Annotated in this window: 17 protein-coding genes; 6 read left to right on the top strand and 11 right to left on the bottom strand. The window is 70.0% G+C overall.

Features of this window, described 5'->3' with window-relative positions; all coding sequences use genetic code 11:
- Positions 1-4: 4 nt before the first annotated feature.
- Together BM362_RS22805 and BM362_RS22810 are read right to left on the bottom strand one after the other, a co-directional pair.
- Positions 5-790: a transglutaminase-like domain-containing protein gene (locus BM362_RS22805; RefSeq protein ID WP_067579589.1), complete on the bottom strand. Its 786-nt coding sequence runs from the start codon at positions 788-790 to the stop codon at positions 5-7.
- Positions 791-856: 66 nt separating this feature from the next.
- Positions 857-2,083: a cytochrome P450 gene (locus tag BM362_RS22810; RefSeq protein ID WP_067579591.1), complete on the bottom strand. Its 1,227-nt coding sequence runs from the start codon at positions 2,081-2,083 to the stop codon at positions 857-859.
- Positions 2,084-2,338: 255 nt separating this feature from the next.
- Between BM362_RS22810 and BM362_RS22815 the strand changes: the two genes are divergently transcribed.
- The gene (locus tag BM362_RS22815) at positions 2,339-3,469 is read left to right on the top strand and encodes a steroid 3-ketoacyl-CoA thiolase (protein ID WP_093574440.1); all 1,131 of its coding nucleotides are present in this window, start codon (positions 2,339-2,341) and stop codon (positions 3,467-3,469) included.
- Between the two features lie 392 nt (positions 3,470-3,861).
- On the opposite strand, the gene BM362_RS22820 is transcribed toward BM362_RS22815, so the two are convergent.
- Together BM362_RS22820 and BM362_RS22825 are read right to left on the bottom strand one after the other, a co-directional pair.
- Positions 3,862-4,239, bottom strand: coding sequence for a VOC family protein (locus BM362_RS22820; protein WP_093574441.1), 378 nt, complete (start codon positions 4,237-4,239; stop codon positions 3,862-3,864).
- Positions 4,240-4,561: 322 nt separating this feature from the next.
- Positions 4,562-5,038 carry a pyridoxamine 5'-phosphate oxidase family protein gene (locus tag BM362_RS22825; RefSeq protein WP_093574442.1) on the bottom strand — a complete coding sequence of 159 codons (477 nt, stop codon included), beginning with the start codon at positions 5,036-5,038 and terminating at the stop codon, positions 4,562-4,564.
- Positions 5,039-5,120: 82 nt separating this feature from the next.
- On the opposite strand from BM362_RS22825, the gene BM362_RS22830 reads away from it, so the two are divergent.
- Positions 5,121-5,936 (top strand): alpha/beta fold hydrolase, encoded by an 816-nt coding sequence (locus tag BM362_RS22830; RefSeq protein ID WP_067579600.1) that lies wholly within the window; start codon positions 5,121-5,123, stop codon positions 5,934-5,936.
- A 30-nt stretch (positions 5,937-5,966) separates the two neighbouring features.
- Here BM362_RS22830 and BM362_RS22835 read toward each other — a convergent pair whose 3' ends face one another.
- The 5 genes from BM362_RS22835 to BM362_RS22855 are packed head-to-tail and all read right to left on the bottom strand — an operon-like array spanning position 5,967 to position 10,537.
- Positions 5,967-7,133, bottom strand: coding sequence for a low temperature requirement protein A (locus BM362_RS22835; RefSeq protein ID WP_244287243.1), 1,167 nt, complete (start codon positions 7,131-7,133; stop codon positions 5,967-5,969).
- Between the two features lie 41 nt (positions 7,134-7,174).
- A complete protein-coding gene (locus BM362_RS22840; RefSeq protein ID WP_067579602.1) occupies positions 7,175-8,377 on the bottom strand; it encodes a metal-dependent hydrolase family protein in 1,203 nt (400 codons plus the stop codon).
- On the bottom strand, positions 8,374-9,807 hold the full coding sequence (locus tag BM362_RS22845) for a sodium:solute symporter family protein (RefSeq protein WP_093574444.1): 1,434 nt from the start codon (positions 9,805-9,807) through the stop codon (positions 8,374-8,376). The genes BM362_RS22840 and BM362_RS22845 overlap by 4 nt, the downstream gene beginning before the upstream one ends.
- 2 nt (positions 9,808-9,809) lie before the next feature.
- Entirely contained in the window at positions 9,810-10,007 is a 198-nt protein-coding gene (locus tag BM362_RS22850) for a hypothetical protein (RefSeq protein WP_037713222.1), read from the bottom strand.
- Positions 9,971-10,537 carry a MarR family winged helix-turn-helix transcriptional regulator gene (locus tag BM362_RS22855; RefSeq protein WP_093574445.1) on the bottom strand — a complete coding sequence of 189 codons (567 nt, stop codon included), beginning with the start codon at positions 10,535-10,537 and terminating at the stop codon, positions 9,971-9,973. The genes BM362_RS22850 and BM362_RS22855 overlap by 37 nt, the downstream gene beginning before the upstream one ends.
- A 485-nt stretch (positions 10,538-11,022) precedes the next feature.
- Between BM362_RS22855 and BM362_RS22865 the strand changes: the two genes are divergently transcribed.
- From BM362_RS22865 to BM362_RS22875, 3 genes are all read left to right on the top strand, one after another.
- Positions 11,023-11,904, top strand: a complete 882-nt coding sequence (locus BM362_RS22865; protein ID WP_093574511.1) for an NAD(P)-dependent oxidoreductase — start codon at positions 11,023-11,025, stop codon at positions 11,902-11,904.
- 241 nt (positions 11,905-12,145) lie between these two features.
- Positions 12,146-13,180 (top strand): fatty acid desaturase family protein, encoded by a 1,035-nt coding sequence (locus BM362_RS22870; protein ID WP_067579607.1) that lies wholly within the window; start codon positions 12,146-12,148, stop codon positions 13,178-13,180.
- A gap of 10 nt (positions 13,181-13,190) precedes the next feature.
- Positions 13,191-14,240, top strand: a complete 1,050-nt coding sequence (locus BM362_RS22875) for an MBL fold metallo-hydrolase (protein WP_093574446.1) — start codon at positions 13,191-13,193, stop codon at positions 14,238-14,240.
- Between the two features lie 138 nt (positions 14,241-14,378).
- On the opposite strand, the gene BM362_RS22880 is transcribed toward BM362_RS22875, so the two are convergent.
- Together BM362_RS22880 and BM362_RS22885 are read right to left on the bottom strand one after the other, a co-directional pair.
- Entirely contained in the window at positions 14,379-15,557 is a 1,179-nt protein-coding gene (locus tag BM362_RS22880) for an FAD-dependent oxidoreductase (protein WP_067579613.1), read from the bottom strand.
- Positions 15,554-16,147, bottom strand: a complete 594-nt coding sequence (locus BM362_RS22885; protein ID WP_232791586.1) for a PadR family transcriptional regulator — start codon at positions 16,145-16,147, stop codon at positions 15,554-15,556. The genes BM362_RS22880 and BM362_RS22885 overlap by 4 nt, the downstream gene beginning before the upstream one ends.
- Before the next feature lie 79 nt (positions 16,148-16,226).
- Here BM362_RS22885 and BM362_RS22890 point away from each other — a divergent pair, with 79 nt between their 5' ends.
- Complete coding sequence (locus BM362_RS22890; RefSeq protein WP_009075408.1) at positions 16,227-16,481, top strand: Smr/MutS family protein; 255 nt, start codon at positions 16,227-16,229, stop codon at positions 16,479-16,481.
- Positions 16,482-16,492 lie beyond the last annotated feature (11 nt).

Raw genomic sequence — 16,492 nt, forward strand, 5'->3', positions numbered from 1 at the left:
GCATTCAAGCCAGTACGACCGGGGCGTGCCCGTCGTCACGCGGCAGCGGCTCGTCGGTCGTGGCGAAGACGGTCGCGCCGAGGAAGTCCAGTTCGCAGCCCAGCGTCGCGAGGAACGGGGTGTCGGCGGCGTCGCGTCCGGTCGCGATGCGGAGCATGGACTGGCGCGGGGCCAGCCGAGTGGCGTCGAAGACGTACCAGCGGCCGTCGATGCCTGCTTCGAAAACCGCGTGGAAGTCCATCGGCTGCAAACCCGGCGCGTACACCGACGTGTAGCGCGCGGGCACGTCGACGAGTCGGCACAGTGCGACGCATACGTGCGCGAAGTCGCGACAGACGCCTTCGCCGGCGAGGAGCGTGTCGATGGCGTCGTGGGTGGGGTCGCCGGAGCCGACGACGTACGCAAGCCTGCCGTGTACGTGGTCCACGATCGCCTGCACTCGCGCCCGCGCGCCGTCCAGATCCCCGATGCCCGCCGGCAACAGCCCGCCCATCCGGTCGCACGGACAGTACCGGCTGGGGCGGGTGTACCGCGCGATGTCGGCGAGCGTGACGGGTTCGGCATTGCCGCGGTGCAGCACGCGTTCGCCGTGATAGGCGACGCGATGCTCGCCCTCGGCGAGGTCGTACACCTCCGCGCGGGTGCCGTGTTCGAACTCGGCGGTGCGCGCGGAACCGGCGTCGGACACGGTGAGTTCGCCGGCGTCCGCGCGCACGGCGGCGACCGAGATCGCGGCGAGGCCGGGTTTCGTCACCCGGACGCCGAATTCCGCGTCTACCGTCGTGCGCACGGGGCCATCATGCCGGTGCGTCGCGCTCCTTGCCGGTCAGCTCGCGTCCCCGGGCGTTTCGCCTGCTCAGGCGTAGCGGACCTGGTAGTGCTTGATCCCGTTGAGCCAGCTGGAACGCAGCCGCTCCGGCGCGGAGACCTCGGCGATGCCCGGCATCGCCTCGGCGATCGCGTTGAAGATCAGGTCGATCTCCAGCCGGGCCAGGTTCGCGCCGATGCAGTAGTGCGAACCGGTGCCGCCGAAGCCGACGTGCTGGTTGTCCTCGCGCAGGATGTCGAACTTGCCGGGCTCGTCGAAGACCTCGGGGTCGAAGTTGGCCGAGCTGTAGAACATCCCGACGCGGTCGCCCTCGCGGATCCGCGCGCCGCCCAGTTCGGTGTCGCGGGTCGCGGTGCGCTGGAAGGCGACGACCGGCGTCGCCCAGCGGACGATCTCGTCCGGCGCGGTCTTCGGGCGCTGCTCCTTGAAGACGTCCCACTGGTCCGGGTGGTCCAGGAACGCCTTCATGCCGTGCGTGATCGCGTTGCGGGTGGTCTCGTTGCCCGCGACGGCCAGCAGGATCACGAAGAACCCGAACTCGTCGGAGCCGAGCGATTCGCCGTCGACGTCGGCCTGGACGAGCTTCGTGACGATGTCGTCCATCGGGCAGCGGCGGCGGTCCTCGGCCATGTTCCAGGCGTAGCCGACGAGTTCGGCGGACGCGGCGATCGGCTCGAGGTCGTATTCCGGGTCGTCGTAGGCGATCATCTGGTTGGACCAGTCGAAGATCTTGAGCCGGTCCTCCTGCGGCACGCCGATCAGCTCGGCGATCGCCTGCAGCGGCAGCTCGCACGCGACGTCGGTGACGAAGTCGCCAGTGCCCTTCTTCTTGGCCTCGTGCACGATCCGCTCGGCGCGCTCGCGCAAGGTGTCCTCAAGCTTGGCGATCGAGCGCGGGGTGAACCCCTTCGAGACGATGCGGCGGAGCTTGGTGTGCTGCGGCGCGTCCATGTTCAGCAGGACGAGCCGGTTGGCGTCGAGGCCCTCGGCGGTCATCTGGTCGTCGAACCGGATGATCGCGGTCTTTTCCCTCGACGAGTAGAGCTCGCTGTCGCGCGAGACCGCCTTGACGTCGGCGTGTCGCGTGACGACCCAGTAGCCGTCGTCGCCGAATCCGGCGGTGTTGTGCGGCTGCGGGTTCCACCAGACGGGCGCCGTGCGGCGGAGTTCGGCGAACTCCTCCAGGGGCAGCCTGCTGGCGTAGAGGTCCGGATCGGTGAAGTCGAAACCGGCGGGCAAAAGCGGAGCTGCCACGGCTTGGCCTCCTGCGCGGGATCGGCGGTGATACCCAACTGCAACGCGTTCTATGACCCCAGTAGAGCATACGGTGTTAACCAGCGGAACCCGCTTGAGTGAAACCTGTTTACTTTACCGTTCCAGAAGTCGTTGGCGCAGGTGAGCGCACGCTCATCGTTTCGTGATCGACTTCCGCGCTGCCGTGCGTTCGCTTGTCATTAACAGGAACGTGTTCTAGTTTTGCGGGTAGGAAGCTTCCGGAAGGGGACACTCGTGGGCGAACCGGTGATCGTGGCCGCGGCACGCACGCCGATCGGCAAGCGCGGCGGCTGGCTGTCCGGCCTGCACGCGGCCGAACTGCTGGGCGCGGCGGTGCGCGGGGTGGTCGAACGGGCGGGCATCGACCCGGCCGAGGTGGAGCAGGTGATCGGCGGAGCGGTCACGCAGGCGGGCGAGCAGTGCGGCAATCTGACCCGCACCGCTTGGCTGCACGCGGGCCTGCCGGAATCGACCGGAGCCACGACGATCGACGCGCAATGCGGTTCGGCGCAGCAGGCCGCGCATCTGATCGCCGGCTTGATCGCGGCGGACGCGATCAGCGTCGGCGTCGCGTGCGGCGCGGAAGCGATGAGCCGAGTTCCCCTCGGCGCGAACCGCGGCGAGGGCGTCGGCTCCCCCAAGCCGGACGCGTGGTCGATCGACCTGCCGGACCAATACGGTGCGGCAGAACGGATCGCGATCCGGCGCGGCATCACGCGCGAGGACGTCGACGCGTTCGGAGTGCGGTCGCAGACCAACGCCGCCGCCGCGTGGTCGGCTGGGCATTTCTCGCGGGAGATCGTGCCTGTCACGACGGAAGCCGGCGCGGTGGAACGGGATCAGGGGCTGCGGGAGACCACAATGGAGGGTCTGGCGCGGTTGAAGCCCGTGGTGCCGGACGGAATCCACACGGCGGGTTCGTCGTCCCAGATCTCCGACGGCGCCGCGGCGGTGCTGATCATGGACGCCTCGCTGGCCCGCTCGCTCGGCCTGCGCCCGCGTGCGCGGATCCGGCGGCAGGCACTGGTCGGCGCGGAGCCGTACTACCACCTGGACGGTCCGGTCCAGGCCACGACGCGGGTTCTCGACGCGGCCGGGATGAAGATCGGCGACGTGGACCTGTTCGAGGTGAACGAGGCCTTCGCGTCGGTCGTGCTTTCGTGGCAGCGCGTGCACAATCCGGACGAGACACGGGTGAACGTCAACGGCGGAGCGATCGCGCTGGGGCACCCGGTGGGGAGCACCGGCGCGCGGCTGCTGACGACCGCGCTGCACGAACTGGAACGCCGCGACGCGACGACGGCGCTGGTGTCGATGTGCGCGGGCGGGGCGATGGCTACCGCGACGATTCTGGAGCGGATCTGAGCTGACGGGGCACAGCCACCGCGGCAAACGGGAAGCGGAGCATCGCCACAGCGACGAACGGCGAGCCGAGCTGAGCCGACGGAGCATCGCCACAGCGACGAACGGCGAGCCGAGCTGAGCCGACGGAGCATCGCCACAGCGACGAACGGAGAGTCGAGCTGAGCCGACGGAGCATCGCCACAGCGACGACCTCGAAGCCGGGCGGAGCCAGTTGGGCGTGGCTGCTGCGACAAACCGGAACTGAGCAGGCAGCCCGGGTCTGGCCGGTTACGTGCCGCGCTGGCACCAGTTCCGTTGCGGCAAGCAAACTCTCGCGCGGAAAGCCCACCGGTTCGACGGCGCAGCCGCGGCACGCCAGCGCCGGGAGCTTTCCGCCGCCGGTGCGGTGCTGGCTAAGGCCGGTCGTCCGTCCAGAAGCAGAACGGATGCCCGGCCGGATCCAGCAGCACGCGCACATGCTGCTGCGGCTGAAACTCCGCCACCCGAGCACCCGCGGCGACCGCCTTCGTGACCGCGGATTCCAGCGCCGCGCGGCCGTCGACCTCGAAGTCGAGGTGCAACTGCATCTGCTGCTCCCCGGCACCGGCGGGCCACACCGGCGGCACGTACCGCGTTTCCCGCTGAAACGACAGCCCCGCCCCGCCACCGGACGGCCGCAAGGTGACCCACTCCGGCTCATCGGCGCCGATCGGCCACCCGAGCAACTCCCGGTAGAACTCGGCCAGCGCGCGAGGGTCGGGCGCGTCGAGCACAGTGGACGTGAGTTTCATCGGCCCAGGCTAGGGCTCATCGCACTGTTCGCTCCACACATCTCCAGCCTTCTCCCCGGTCCGCCACCGCGCCCTGTCCTCAGCGCTTCCCAGCGGCTCTCAGCGCTCCTTAACGCCTCCCACTCTCCCCATCGGCCCCAGCGCTCCAGCGGTCCTCAACGCCTGCCCCTCTCTCCAATGGCCCCAGCGCTCCAGCGGTCCTTAACACCTCAATGGCCCCAGCCTCCAGCGGTCCTCAACGCCTCCCCTGTCTCCAGCGCCCCTCCTGACGACCCGCGCCGCGAGCGCCGTCATCGAGAGCGGAGCGGGCTCCCCTCCCCCATCACCCCAGCTCGGTCCGCACCGCGGGACCGTTGTCCGGCCTCGCGAACCGCACCCAGCTGCCCGGATGCCATGATTCGATCCACAGCGTGTTGTCCTCCACCCACGTCACCACGGCCTCTCGCAGATCCAGCCGGAACAGGTGGCTTTCCTGGCCCTCCTGGATGCGCGCGACCTCCGCCCGGTCGGTGATCTCCACCGCGCGGCCGGCGATTTTCGCGTCGCCGCCTTCCTCGATGCCGGGGCAGGCGTGCAGGGCGAAGCGGTCGTCGCGCTGGAGGTCGCGGGCCTTGCGGGCGTCGAGCATCGACCCGACGTACGCCTCGCCGTCGCGGAAGTCGATCTCCGAACCGCTCACCCGTGGCGAACCGTCGCTGCGCAGGGTGGCCACGACGTGCGAATCCGCGGCGGCGAAGCGGGCCCGTACGCGCGAGGCCAGTGACGGGGCGGCGGCACTGAACTCATCCCAACTCGTCATTCCCGGAGTCTCGCACCCGCCACCGACAAAAACCGGCGTCCCGGAAGCGATCGGGTGACCCGGGTTGTGCTTGACTCTCGGCATGATCGCGGAAGACGCGGAGACTGCCGAGCATCGCTGTCCGGTCGAGGGCGGCGAGCTGGCCGTCCGCACGACCGGCGAGGGGCCGCGGCTGCTGCTGGTCCCCGGCGGGACCGGCGCGGCGGACTCGTTCCGGGCGCTGGTCAAGCTTTTGCGCACGGACTTCACCGTGATCACCTACGACCGGCGCGGCCATTTCTCCAGCACGGACACCACCACCGGACCCGTTCCGGTGCCGCTGCAGGCGGACGACGCGCTCGCGGTTCTCGACCACGTCGGCGGGAGCGGGCCGGTCGCGATGTTCGGCACCAGTGCCGGCGCGTTGATCGGGCTGGATCTCGTCGCGCGGCATCCGGACCGGGTCGCCGCGTTCGTCGCGCACGAACCGCCCGCGATCCAGCTGATGCCGGACGCCGAGGGGATTCTCGAGGCCGCCGCGGCGCAGGTCCGGCTGGCCCGTTCGGGTGATCTGATGGGCGCGGTCACGCGGTTCGCGGACGGGATCGCCGGAGCCGCGCTGCCCGACCTGCCGCATCTGCGGCTGCCGAACGAGGGCGACTGGCTCCGGTTGTTCGACCGCGAGCTGACCGAGTTCTTCGACTACCTGCCGGACTTGCGCGCGCTGCGCCGGACGAACACCGAGATCGTGCCGGTCGCCGGGGAGGGCAGCCGCGGCTGGTACCACTACCAGCCCGCCAAAATCCTCGCGCTCGAACTCGGGCTGCCCTTCACCGAGACGCCGGGCGCGCACCTGGCGCCGCAGCGCAATCCGGCCAAGTTCGCGGCCGCGCTGAAGGATCTCCTCGCCGGCGCCTGAAGGTCCATGCGGGAACCACGAGGGACTCCCTCACGCACCTTCCGCGCCAGGAGCGGCAGCCCGCCGCCGCCGCGGGAACTCCCGCACCAGCCCCGGCAGGATCGCCAAGACCAGGACCCACAGGAACCGCGCCGGAGTCAGCGTCCCGCCGAGGAATCCCAGCCCGGCCGGGATCCCCAGCCCGGCGAGCACCGCGACGAAATCCCACCGTTTCCACATCTTGGAGGCCACCCGCGCCGCGACGCCCACCACCGTGAACGCGGCGACACAGCCGCACAGCAGCCACCGCGTCCCCGCGGCGACGTGCCCGGGCGAGACCGACTCCACGACATCCCCGAACCCGGCCGCCAGCGCCGCGAGCAACCCGGCCACCAGGCAATGCACCGGCAGCAGAGCCCGCGGCCCCCAGGCAGTGTGCGACAAGTAGGGAATCCCGCCGAAGCCCTGGAACAACGCCGCGCCCCACAATGCCGCGAGCAGCGCCAGCACCCCGAGAACCGTCCAGAACAACGGTCCGGCCCAGTCCGGGACCTCCGTCGCCGCCTCGGTGACAGTCAGGACGCCCTCGCCCAGCACGATGATCGTGAACAGCCCCAGCCGCTCGCCGAAGTGCGCGATGTCCAAGTGCGCGAAAGCCAGCCCCGGCGCCGGCCGCCTGGACTGGGTGGCTCGTTCCGTCATCCTGGCCGCGACCCGCTCCCCGGACATGGTCAGCCCGGCCACCAGGTCGATCCCCAGCCCCAGCGCCCACAGCAGGTACTTCCCGGGCGCGTCGACCCAGAACGAAACGAACCACGGCACCACGCCCATCCCGGCGTGCACGACCGGCCATTCGACAATGATCCGGGTGTTCTCCCGGCCCTCCCACACCCGGCTCGCCAGACCGCGCACCGCGACGTAAGCGATCGCGAAGGCTTGGGCGTGCTCGTCGAGGTCGTGCACCGCGCCGGCCATGAAAACGAGCCCGGCCATCGCCAGCAGCACCGGCATCGTGTGCGCCGCTTCGCCGGTGACGTTGCCGTACACGGTGAAGCACATCCACGCGGTCCAGAACGCGAGGAAGCACACGACGTAGAGGCCGGCGTCGCTCCAGGAAGTCGTTCCGCGCACGAGGTGCGAAAGCTGGGCGACGCCGGCGACCGCGACCAGGTCGAAGAAAAGCTCAAGCCAGGAAGCGTGGCGTTCCTCGGTTTTCATGATCACGGCGGCCAGTATGCCGTGCTCCCGAAAGCCCCGCCCTAAACCGCGCGCGCTCCGTCCTGCCAGACTTCCCGAACGTTCCCCGCCAGAGCCGGGAAATCGTAAATATCGCCCGAAACAACCACGAGGTCCGCGCAATGCCCCGGAGCCAAGCGGCCCAGTTCGCCGTCCTTGCCCAGCAGCTGAGCGGCCGACGACGTCGCGGCGGCCAGCACGGCCGCGGGGCTCATCCCGGCCGTCCGCATCAGGTCCAGCTCTTCGAGATTCGTCCCGTGCGGGCCGACGCCGCTGTCGGTGCCCATCGCGATCCGGACCCCGGCTTCGACGGCCCGGCGCACTGAATCCAGATGGACCTCCGCGACCTCTTTCGCTTTCTGCACCACCGCATCCGGCAGCGCGGCGCCGGCGGCCGCCGCGCGGATGACGTTCACCGGCGCCACCAACGTCGGGACGAGCCAGGTGCCGCGCGCGAGCATCAGTTCGATCGCCTCGTCGTCGAGGTAGATGCCGTGTTCGATCGACCGGATCCCGGCGCGGACGGCGTTCTTGACCCCCTCCGCGCCCTGCGCGTGGGCCATCACCGCACGCCCCCGCATGGTCGCTTCGGCGACCAGGACGGCCAATTCCTCCGGGGTGAACTGCGAATGCCGGGGATCGTCCCGAGGAGACAGCACGCCACCGGTAGTACAGACCTTCAGCACGTCGGCCCCGGCGCGCAGCAGCGTGCGTGCGACTCGGCGCATCTCGTCGGGGCCGTCCGCCAGCGCACTCGGACGGCCGGGGTGCGGGAGCGAGAGCGGGACGCAATGCCCGGACGGCATCCATCCGTCGCCGTGCCCGCCCGTCGGGCTGATCAGGCCGATCGCGATTTCCAGGCGAGGCCCGGGGATCAAGCCGTCCGCGAGCGCCTGCTTGATGCCCAGATCGGCCCCGGCGGCGTCGCGCACGGTGGTGATGCCGAGCTTCAGCGTGGTCCACAGGTTCCGGGCCGCCTCGTAGAACTGGTACGAGAACGGCTTCTGGACGCGCTGCAGCAACCCGAGATCGGACACCGTGACGTGCACGTGGCAGTCGAACATCCCGGGCAGCAGCATCGCGCCGGCGCAGTCCACCGCGCGGTCGCCGTCGAGGCCCGGGCCGACCTCGACGATCCGGCCGTCCTCGACCGCGACATCCGCGAGCGCGGGCGCGCTGCCCGTCCCGTCGAACACCGTGCCGCCGGTGAAAAGGGTCCGCGTCATACCGGTTCTCCTGTCCGCACAACGTCTCCGGACCGGTTCCCGGCCCGTTCGACGACTGCCGCGATCGCGAGCACGACCACGTTGACCGCGAGCCCGACCAGCCCGACGTTCACGGTGCCGGCGAGCTTGGTGTCCACGAAGGTCAGCCAGATCACCACGACCTCGCCCGCCAGCAGCCCGGCGAACACCGGAACCTTGCCGACCGGGACCTTCTTCAGGAAGCCCAGCAGGTTCGCCGGGGCCAGCTGCACCGACCCGGAGTAGGTGAGCAGCAGCAGGTTCGCCAGCAGGTCCGGCCGGAAGATGCCGAGCACCAGGGCGAGCGCGCTGGCCAGCACGACCGTCCCGTGGTTGATCCAGAACTGCCTGCGCTCGCCGCGCACCCGGGTGATGTTCCTTGCCACCAGGGAGGAAATGCCGATCAGGATGCCCGCCGCGGGCACCATCGCGGTGGCCGTCGCGGCGACGACCACGAGCCCGGTGACCCAGCCCGGCAGCGCCTCCTTGCTCAACGACAGCAGCACGCCGTTCGGGTCGCTTCCCTTGGGCACCACCAGGATCGCCGCGAATCCGATGATCATCGGCAGCAGCAGGCACAGCTCGTACACCGGCATCCAGGTGTAGTTGCGGCGCAGCACCTTCGGGTCGCGCGCGGACATCAGCGCGGGCCAGGTGTGCGGCAGCGTCATCAGCCCGACGCCGATCGCGCTGACCAGCATGCTGGTGATGAACCACGTGTGGTCGTTGGCCCCGGCGTGCACGAACAGCTTCTCCGGATGCAGCTGGTCGATCTTGTGGAACACCCCGGACACGCCGCCCGCGAAATGCGCGGGCACCGCGATGATCAGCACCACCAGGACGACGAGCATGATCGCGTCCTTGAAGTACGACGTCGCCGCGACGCCGCGCAGCCCGGCCCACAGCACGAACGCGACCACCAGCACGCTGCCCGCGATCATGCTGAGCGTGCCGGAGGCGTGGTCGCCGGTGACGAGCCGGACGATCAGTCCGAGCCCGGTGATCTGCAGTTGCAGGTACGGCAGCACGAACACGACGCCGAGGATCGCCGACACCGTGCCCAGCGCGCGGCTCGAATACCGGTCCGCGAGGAAATCGCCCTGGGTCAGGTAGCCGCGCTCCTTGCCCATCCGCCAGATCCGCTTGGCGAGGAAGAACAAGAGGACGTAAGCGATCGGCACGTAGGGCAGCGCGTACATCGCGGCCACGCCGCCGGAGAACGCCAGCCCGGCCATGCCGAGGAAGGTGAAGGTCGTGAAGACCTCGCCGGCTTGCAGAAACCACATGGTCAGCGCGCCGAACTTCCGGCCGCCGACGGTCCATTCCGCGAGGTCCGCGGCGGGACGGCGGCGGCCGACGAAGCCGAGCACGCCGATGAGCACGATGCCGGCGAGGGTGAAGGCGAGGATCATCGTCAATCCTCCTCGCCGCTGCGGGACAGCAGCCGTTCCGACAGCAGCAGCGCCGGAGTGAACATGAGACACCAGAACGCGCCCCAGACCATCATCTTCGGCAAGCCCAGCCACAGGCCGGAGGAGTTGACGAAGGGGAGGAACGGCATGAGGACGAGAGCGACTACGGGGACGATCGGGGGGAGGTAGTAGCTGCGCATGCGAACACGCTGCCAGAAGGCGCGGCTCTCGGCAGGTTGGTTTCGTACCGGTTTCGCAGCCCTCGAACCGCGTGCCGCGGCCCGGTTTTACAACGGGATGGCGTGCTCTGGTGGATCAGCGCCTCGACGGTCCGGTGGAAGGTGTCCTGACGGCTGTCGCTCAGGGTTGCCGCCAGCCGGCCTGTCTCGGTGCCGGTCGCCTCGCGCACCTGGTGCACCACGGCTCGTCCCGCCGGGGTGACCGTGACGTGGACGGCGCGGCGGTTGCCGGGGACGGCGATGCGCTGGACCAGGCCGCGGCGTTCGGCGCGGTCCACCAGCCCGGTGACGCTGGACTTCTCCAGTTCGAGGATTCCGGCCAGGTGCCGCATGCCGATCTCGCGGCCGTCCAGCACGGCGAGCTTGCGCAGCCGGGTGACGGACAGTCCGTGCCGGCCCAGTACGGCTTGCACGATGAACGACAGCTGGACAAGGGCGTCGGTCAAGTTCAGCTCCGGCGGCGGGAGGTCCGCGGGCGGGGAAGCGGTCACGGGGACGAGGTGAGCCCGCTCAGTTCGTGACACCAACTATTTTGGTTCGTGTAACCAACAGTCCGCGAGGCGAACTAAAGGGCGGACCGCGACCATGGCGGACAAGAAACGCATTGCTGTCGTCGTGGGCGGCACTCGCCCTTCCCGGATCTGCGGGGATGTCGCGGCCTGGACGCGGGCTGGTCGGCCTCGCGGAGATCGCGTTGCCGTTCCTGGACGAGCCGGTCAAGTCCGCGGCGCAGCAGTAGGACCACGATCGGGACTGTCCGGGAGTGCTCAAGAACGCGCTGGACTACCTCTGCCGGGAGTGGCGCGCTCGGCCCGCGAGCCTGCTCGCCTGCGGCACCCGCGGTGGCGGGAAGGCTGCGCGACATCGAGGGCACGCTCCGGCCGAACCGCGCGCTGCTGAGCAAGATCGACGAAGAAATGACCGAAGCGCTGAGCCGGCGGAACCGGCAGAACCGTCAATGACCGGAGGAATGATCATGACTGAACCGTCACGCCGGGTGGGTTTCATCGGGCTCGGGAGGATGGGCACTGCCCTCGCCGGTCGCCTGCTCGACGCGGGCTACGACGTCACCGTGTGGAGCCGCAGCGCGGGCAAAGCGGACGAGCTGGCAGCGCGAGGCGCGACCGTGGGCGAAACTCCCGAGGACGCGATCGCGACCGGGACCGTCTTCTCCATGTTGAGCGACGAAGCGGCGGTGCGGCAGGTGTTCACCGCCGAGCGGATGCGCTCCGCGCCGGAGGGCTTCGCCCACGTCAACCACGCGACAATCAGCCCGGAGGCAGCCCGCGAGTTCGCCGCGCGGGGCGGGCGGTACCTCAGTGCGCCGGTGGTCGGCCGCCCGGAAGCAGTGGTGGCCGGGAACCTGACTGTGCTGGTGTCCGGCGACGCGGACGTCCGCGCCGAAACGGCGCCGATGCTCGCCGCGATCGGACGGCGGGTCTGGGAGTTCGGCGACGCCGCGGACGCCGCGCCGACGGCGAAGATTTCGGTGAACTATCTGATCATTCACGCATTGCAGGCGCTGTCCGAGTCGATCACCTTGCTGCAGCACGCCGGACTGGACGCCGGGCGGTTCGTCGACATGATCAACGATTCCGTCTTTCCCGGCGCGGTTTACCGCGGCTACGGGGACGCCATCGCCGCCGGAGCCTACACGCCGCCGGGGTTCACCGCCGCGCTGGGGCTGAAGGACCTGAAGCTCGCGCTGGACACCGCCGGCGAGCTGGGCGTCGAACTGCTCTCCGGACCGGTTCTCCAGGACGTGTTCGCCACTGCGGTCGACCAGGTCGGCGCGGACCTCGACTGGGCGAGCATCGCGGAGGTGACCCGGCGGCGGTCCGGCGGCGAGCTGCGCTGAGGAGGCGTCGCTGCGCGGAGGGGCGGCGGGAAGCAGACCGCCGAACGACGGAAATTTCATGGGCACACGGAGTAACCCTGCTGCCCCTCACGGCCGCGCCGGAGCCGTCGCCCGGCGCCTCGGCACGCGCTTGAGCAGCACCGCTTCGGGAATGCACAGGAGCGGGGTGGGGACAACCCCAGCACGAGCCGTCGGGTCTGCTGGTTTCCCGCCGGGGCGCCGCGCCGCAATACTCGCCCGGGTGACCACCGAAAAGCTCGTCCTCCCCTCGCCCCCACGGCCGGGAAGCGACTTCGCCCGGCTTTGCCGCCGGATCACCGACGCCGGTCTGCTCGACCGCCGCCCCGGCTACTACACCGCTCGAATCTCGCTCGTGACCGTGCTGTTCGCGGGAGGCTGGGTCGCGTTCGCGCTGCTCGGCGACTCGTGGTGGCAGCTCGCCGTGGCCGCGTTCCAGGCGTTCCTGTTCGGGCAGATCGCCCTGCTTTCGCACGATCTCGCGCACCGGCAGGTGTTCCGGACGCGCCGTCCCGCGGAGATCGCCGGGCGCCTCGCCGGGAACCTCGGCATCGGGATGAGCTACGGGTGGTGGATGGACAAGCACACCCGCCACCACGCCAACCCGAACCACGAGGAGCTGGACCCGGACGTCGACCCGGACATCCTCGTCTGGTCCCAGCGCCAGGCCCGCGAGGCGCGCGGCCTGCCCCGGTTCGTCGGGCGGCACCAGGCGCTGCTGTTCTTCCCGCTGCTCACCCTCGAAGGCCTCAACCTGCACTGGTCCGGCATCCGCGCCGTCGCGCGCCCCGGACTGCGCCGCCGCGGGCTCGAAGCGGCGTTGCTGTTCACCCACCTCGCGGTCTACCTCGCCGCGCTGTTCATCGTCCTGCCGCCGGGCCTGGCGCTGCTGTTCTTCGCGGTCCACCAGGGACTGTGGGGCGTCTACATGGGTTCGATCTTCGCGCCGAACCACAAGGGCATGCCGACGCTGACCGGCAAGACGGATCTGGACTTCCTGCGCAAGCAGGTGCTCACCTCCCGGAACGTCGCGGGCGGACCGGTGATCGACGTCCTGCTCGGCGGCCTCAACCACCAGATCGAGCACCACTTGTTCCCGAGCATGCCGTCGGTGCACCTGCGCCGCGCCCAGCCGGTGGTGGAGGCCTACTGCGCCGAGATCGGCATCCCGTACCTGCGCACCGGGCTGGTGTCCTCGTACCGGCAGACGCTGCGGCACCTGCACGAAGCTGGGGCTCCTCTCAGGAACGCTTCCTAGACTCGGTGGCATGAGCTTCCCAGCATTGATTCCGGCGGCCTTCGGCGCGAAGGCCGCCGGAGCTCGTGCTGAGCGGATGCGCCAGTCTCCGCAGTACGCCGACGGCGTATTCCACAACGCCGCCGCCACTCGTGCGACGCCCTCCTCCCCCGGCGGGCTCGTGCGCGAATTCCTGTTCGGCGAGGACCGCGCCCGCCGGCGGCCGGGCGGCGCGATCCCGCTGGTCTCCTCGCCCGCCGCCTCCTCCGCCGACGGTCTTTTCCTTACCTGGTACGGACATGCGTCCACGTTGGTGGAGATCGACGGCACCCGCGTGCTGTGCGATCCGGTGTGGGGCGACCGGGTTTCGCCCGCCGCGTTCGCCGGGCCGCGGCGGCTGCACGCTCCCCCGGTTTCGCTGCGGGAGCTGGGCAGGCTGGACGCGATCGTGATCTCCCACGACCATTACGACCACCTGGACCTGCCCACCGTCCATACGTTGATTTCGCTGACCGACGCACCCTTCCTCGTCCCGCTCGGCGTCGGCGCGCATCTCGAACGGTGGCACGTCCCGGCCGCGCGGATCATCGAACTCGACTGGCACGAGGACGCTCTCGTGGCCGGGATCCGCTTCGTCGCCACGCCCGCGCAGCACTTCTCCGGCCGCGGCCTCGCGAACGACAGCACGCTGTGGGCGTCGTGGGTGATCGCCGGTCCGGAGCATCGCGTGTACTACAGCGGCGACACCGGATATTTCGCCGGTTTCGCCGAGATCGGCGCGAAGCACGGCCCGTTCGACGCGACGCTGATCCAGGTCGGCGCGTACGCCCCGCAGTGGCCGGACATCCACATGACGCCGGAGGAAGGCGTCGCCGCCCATCTGGACGTGCGCGGCGGACTGTTGATCCCGGTGCACTGGGCGACGTTCACGCTGGCCATGCACGCCTGGTCGGATCCCGCGGACAAGGTGTGGCGGGAGGCCAGGGCCAACGACCTCCCGCTCGCGATCCCGAAACCCGGGCAGCGGATCGACGCGGCCGCCGCGGCGCCGGTGGACGGCTGGTGGCAGACCCTGGGCTGACGGACGGCCGCACCGTCCGCCAGCGCCCGCACCCCGCCGCGCCGGCCCGAGCGGACCCGGCCGGCGCGCTGCTGCGGGCGTCCGAACGGACCCCGCTCCGCGTGACCCGGGCCAGCGGTCCGCGCTCGTGTGGCTCCGCTAGACCGAGGCGCGAGAAGACCCGAACTCGATCCGGTGCCGATGCACGTCCCCGAACATCTTGTCCGGAGTCAGCACCGTCTTCATCATCAGGGGCATCAGCAGATCCCGCATAATTCGCGCCACCGGCCCCGCCGCCTTGTCGTTGTTGATCTTCGCCGCCCGCGCGATGATCCGCTCGACCCATTCCCGCCGGGCCGCCTCGTACTGGGCGAAAGCCGTTGCCGCGTCAGGAGCGTCCCGCAACGCACGAGCCAGTTCGAGAGAGCTCTCGATCGCCTGCGACGCTCCCTGCCCGGAACTCGGCGACGTCGGATGCGCGGCGTCGCCGACCAGGACGATCCGGCCGCGATGCCACGTCCGCACCGTCGGGATGTCCTCCAGGATCCCCGGCTGGGCGACGTCCGCCGGCTTCAGCAGGGAGATGATGTCGCGCGCCGGGACGTCGTCGGCGTGCCGTTCGCGCAGCACCGAGAGCCAGTGCTCCGGCGACGCGGTCTTCGCCTCCGCCGGGTCGGCGGCGGGGACGTTGCTGAACCAGAGAATCTCGTCCGCGTCGACGAAGTAGCCGAAGAACGCCCGTTTGCCGAAGGCGAAATGCTGGTAGTTCCCGGTGACCGGCAGGCCGGGGTTGCGGATCCAGCCGCCGAGGCCGAGCAATCCGGCGTAGCGCGGAGCAGGCGCCGCCGGGTCCACAGCGGACCGGACCGCCGACCGGATGCCGTCCGCGCCGATCAGCACGTCGCCGGTCGCGGAGGAACCGTCGGCGAAATGCGCGACCACCTGGTCCGGCTTGTTCTCGACAGACTTCAGGCGCTTGCCGAATTCGACCGCGATCCCCCGGCTCAGCGCTTCGTCCATCAGCGCGCGGTACAGCCGGTCCCGGCGCAGCAGCAGGCTCGACGGCAGGCCCGGCAGCCCGTCGAATCTGCCGGCTACCCGGCCGTTGTGGTTCTGCATCACCATTCCGGGCACCTCGATGCCGACCGCGGCCACCGCGTCGTCGGCGTCGATCTGCCGCAAAGCGTTGCGGCCGTTGGGAGACAGCGTCAGCGCGCTGCCGACTCCGTCCGCGGCCTTCGGGTAAGCCTCGTAGACAGCGGCTTCGATTCCCGCCCGCTGCAACGCCATCGCGGTCGTCGCGCCGGCGATGCCGCCGCCGATCACCACTACGTTCATGTTCTCCCCTTGAAATAGGTTTCCCACGCCTGCCGGTAGTCCTCCCCGGCGACCGACTCGGCGAGCCGTTCGACGAAGCCGCGCTCCGCCTCGGCCTTCGTCAGCCGGTAGTCCTCCTCGACCAGGAACCACCAGGCGAGCCCCTGCTCCCGCGCGGCGTCGATCGTCGCGCGGATTTCGCCGGCGATCGCGGCGAGCGCGGCCAGCCGCTGCCGCAGCAGCTCGCGCACCTCGTCCGCCGGCAGCACCATGAACAGCGACAACGCCGCCCCGAACAGCGGATACTCGGTGGCCGGCTCGGCGACGAGCTCGCGCATCCAGTCGAACAGCTCAAGCCGTCCGGTGGGGGTGATGGCGTAGACCGTCCGCTCCGGGCGCGCCGAATCGCGCAGCGTCTCCCGCGCCGCGATGAACCCGGCCTTCTCCAGCTGCCCGACCACCATGTACAGCGAGCTGCGGGTGTACTTGAAGTCCCGCTCCTTGCCGTACTCCACGAACCGCCGTGCCATCTCGTAGGGATGCATCGGCTCCTCGAGCAAGCCCGCCAGCACGGCCAGCCCGAGCGGGTTCCCCACCACGCGTCGCTTCACCACAGCTCCTTAGTCAGGATCGACTATACGCATAAGAATGGTCGATGTCGACTATCAGTGCGTGGGGTAGGAAGGACCGATGAAGCTCAAGCTCGATCTTCACGACATCTACAACCGCGGCGGGGAGATCGACCGGGCGCTGCGCGCGGTCATCGACGAGGCGGTCGCGAAGAAGGCGCCGCTCGTGGAGATCATCCCGGGCAAAGGGTCCGGGCAGCTGAAGAAGCACGTGCTGCGGTTCCTGGAGCGCAAGGACGTGAAGGCGCTCTACCACCGCGTCGAGAAGGACAAGGACAACTTCGGGCGGGTGTTCGTGCACTTCCGCTGGAAGTAGGCCTCGTGCGC

It is taken from the genome of Amycolatopsis rubida (assembly GCF_900115345.1).
Taxonomy (GTDB): domain Bacteria; phylum Actinomycetota; class Actinomycetes; order Mycobacteriales; family Pseudonocardiaceae; genus Amycolatopsis; species Amycolatopsis rubida.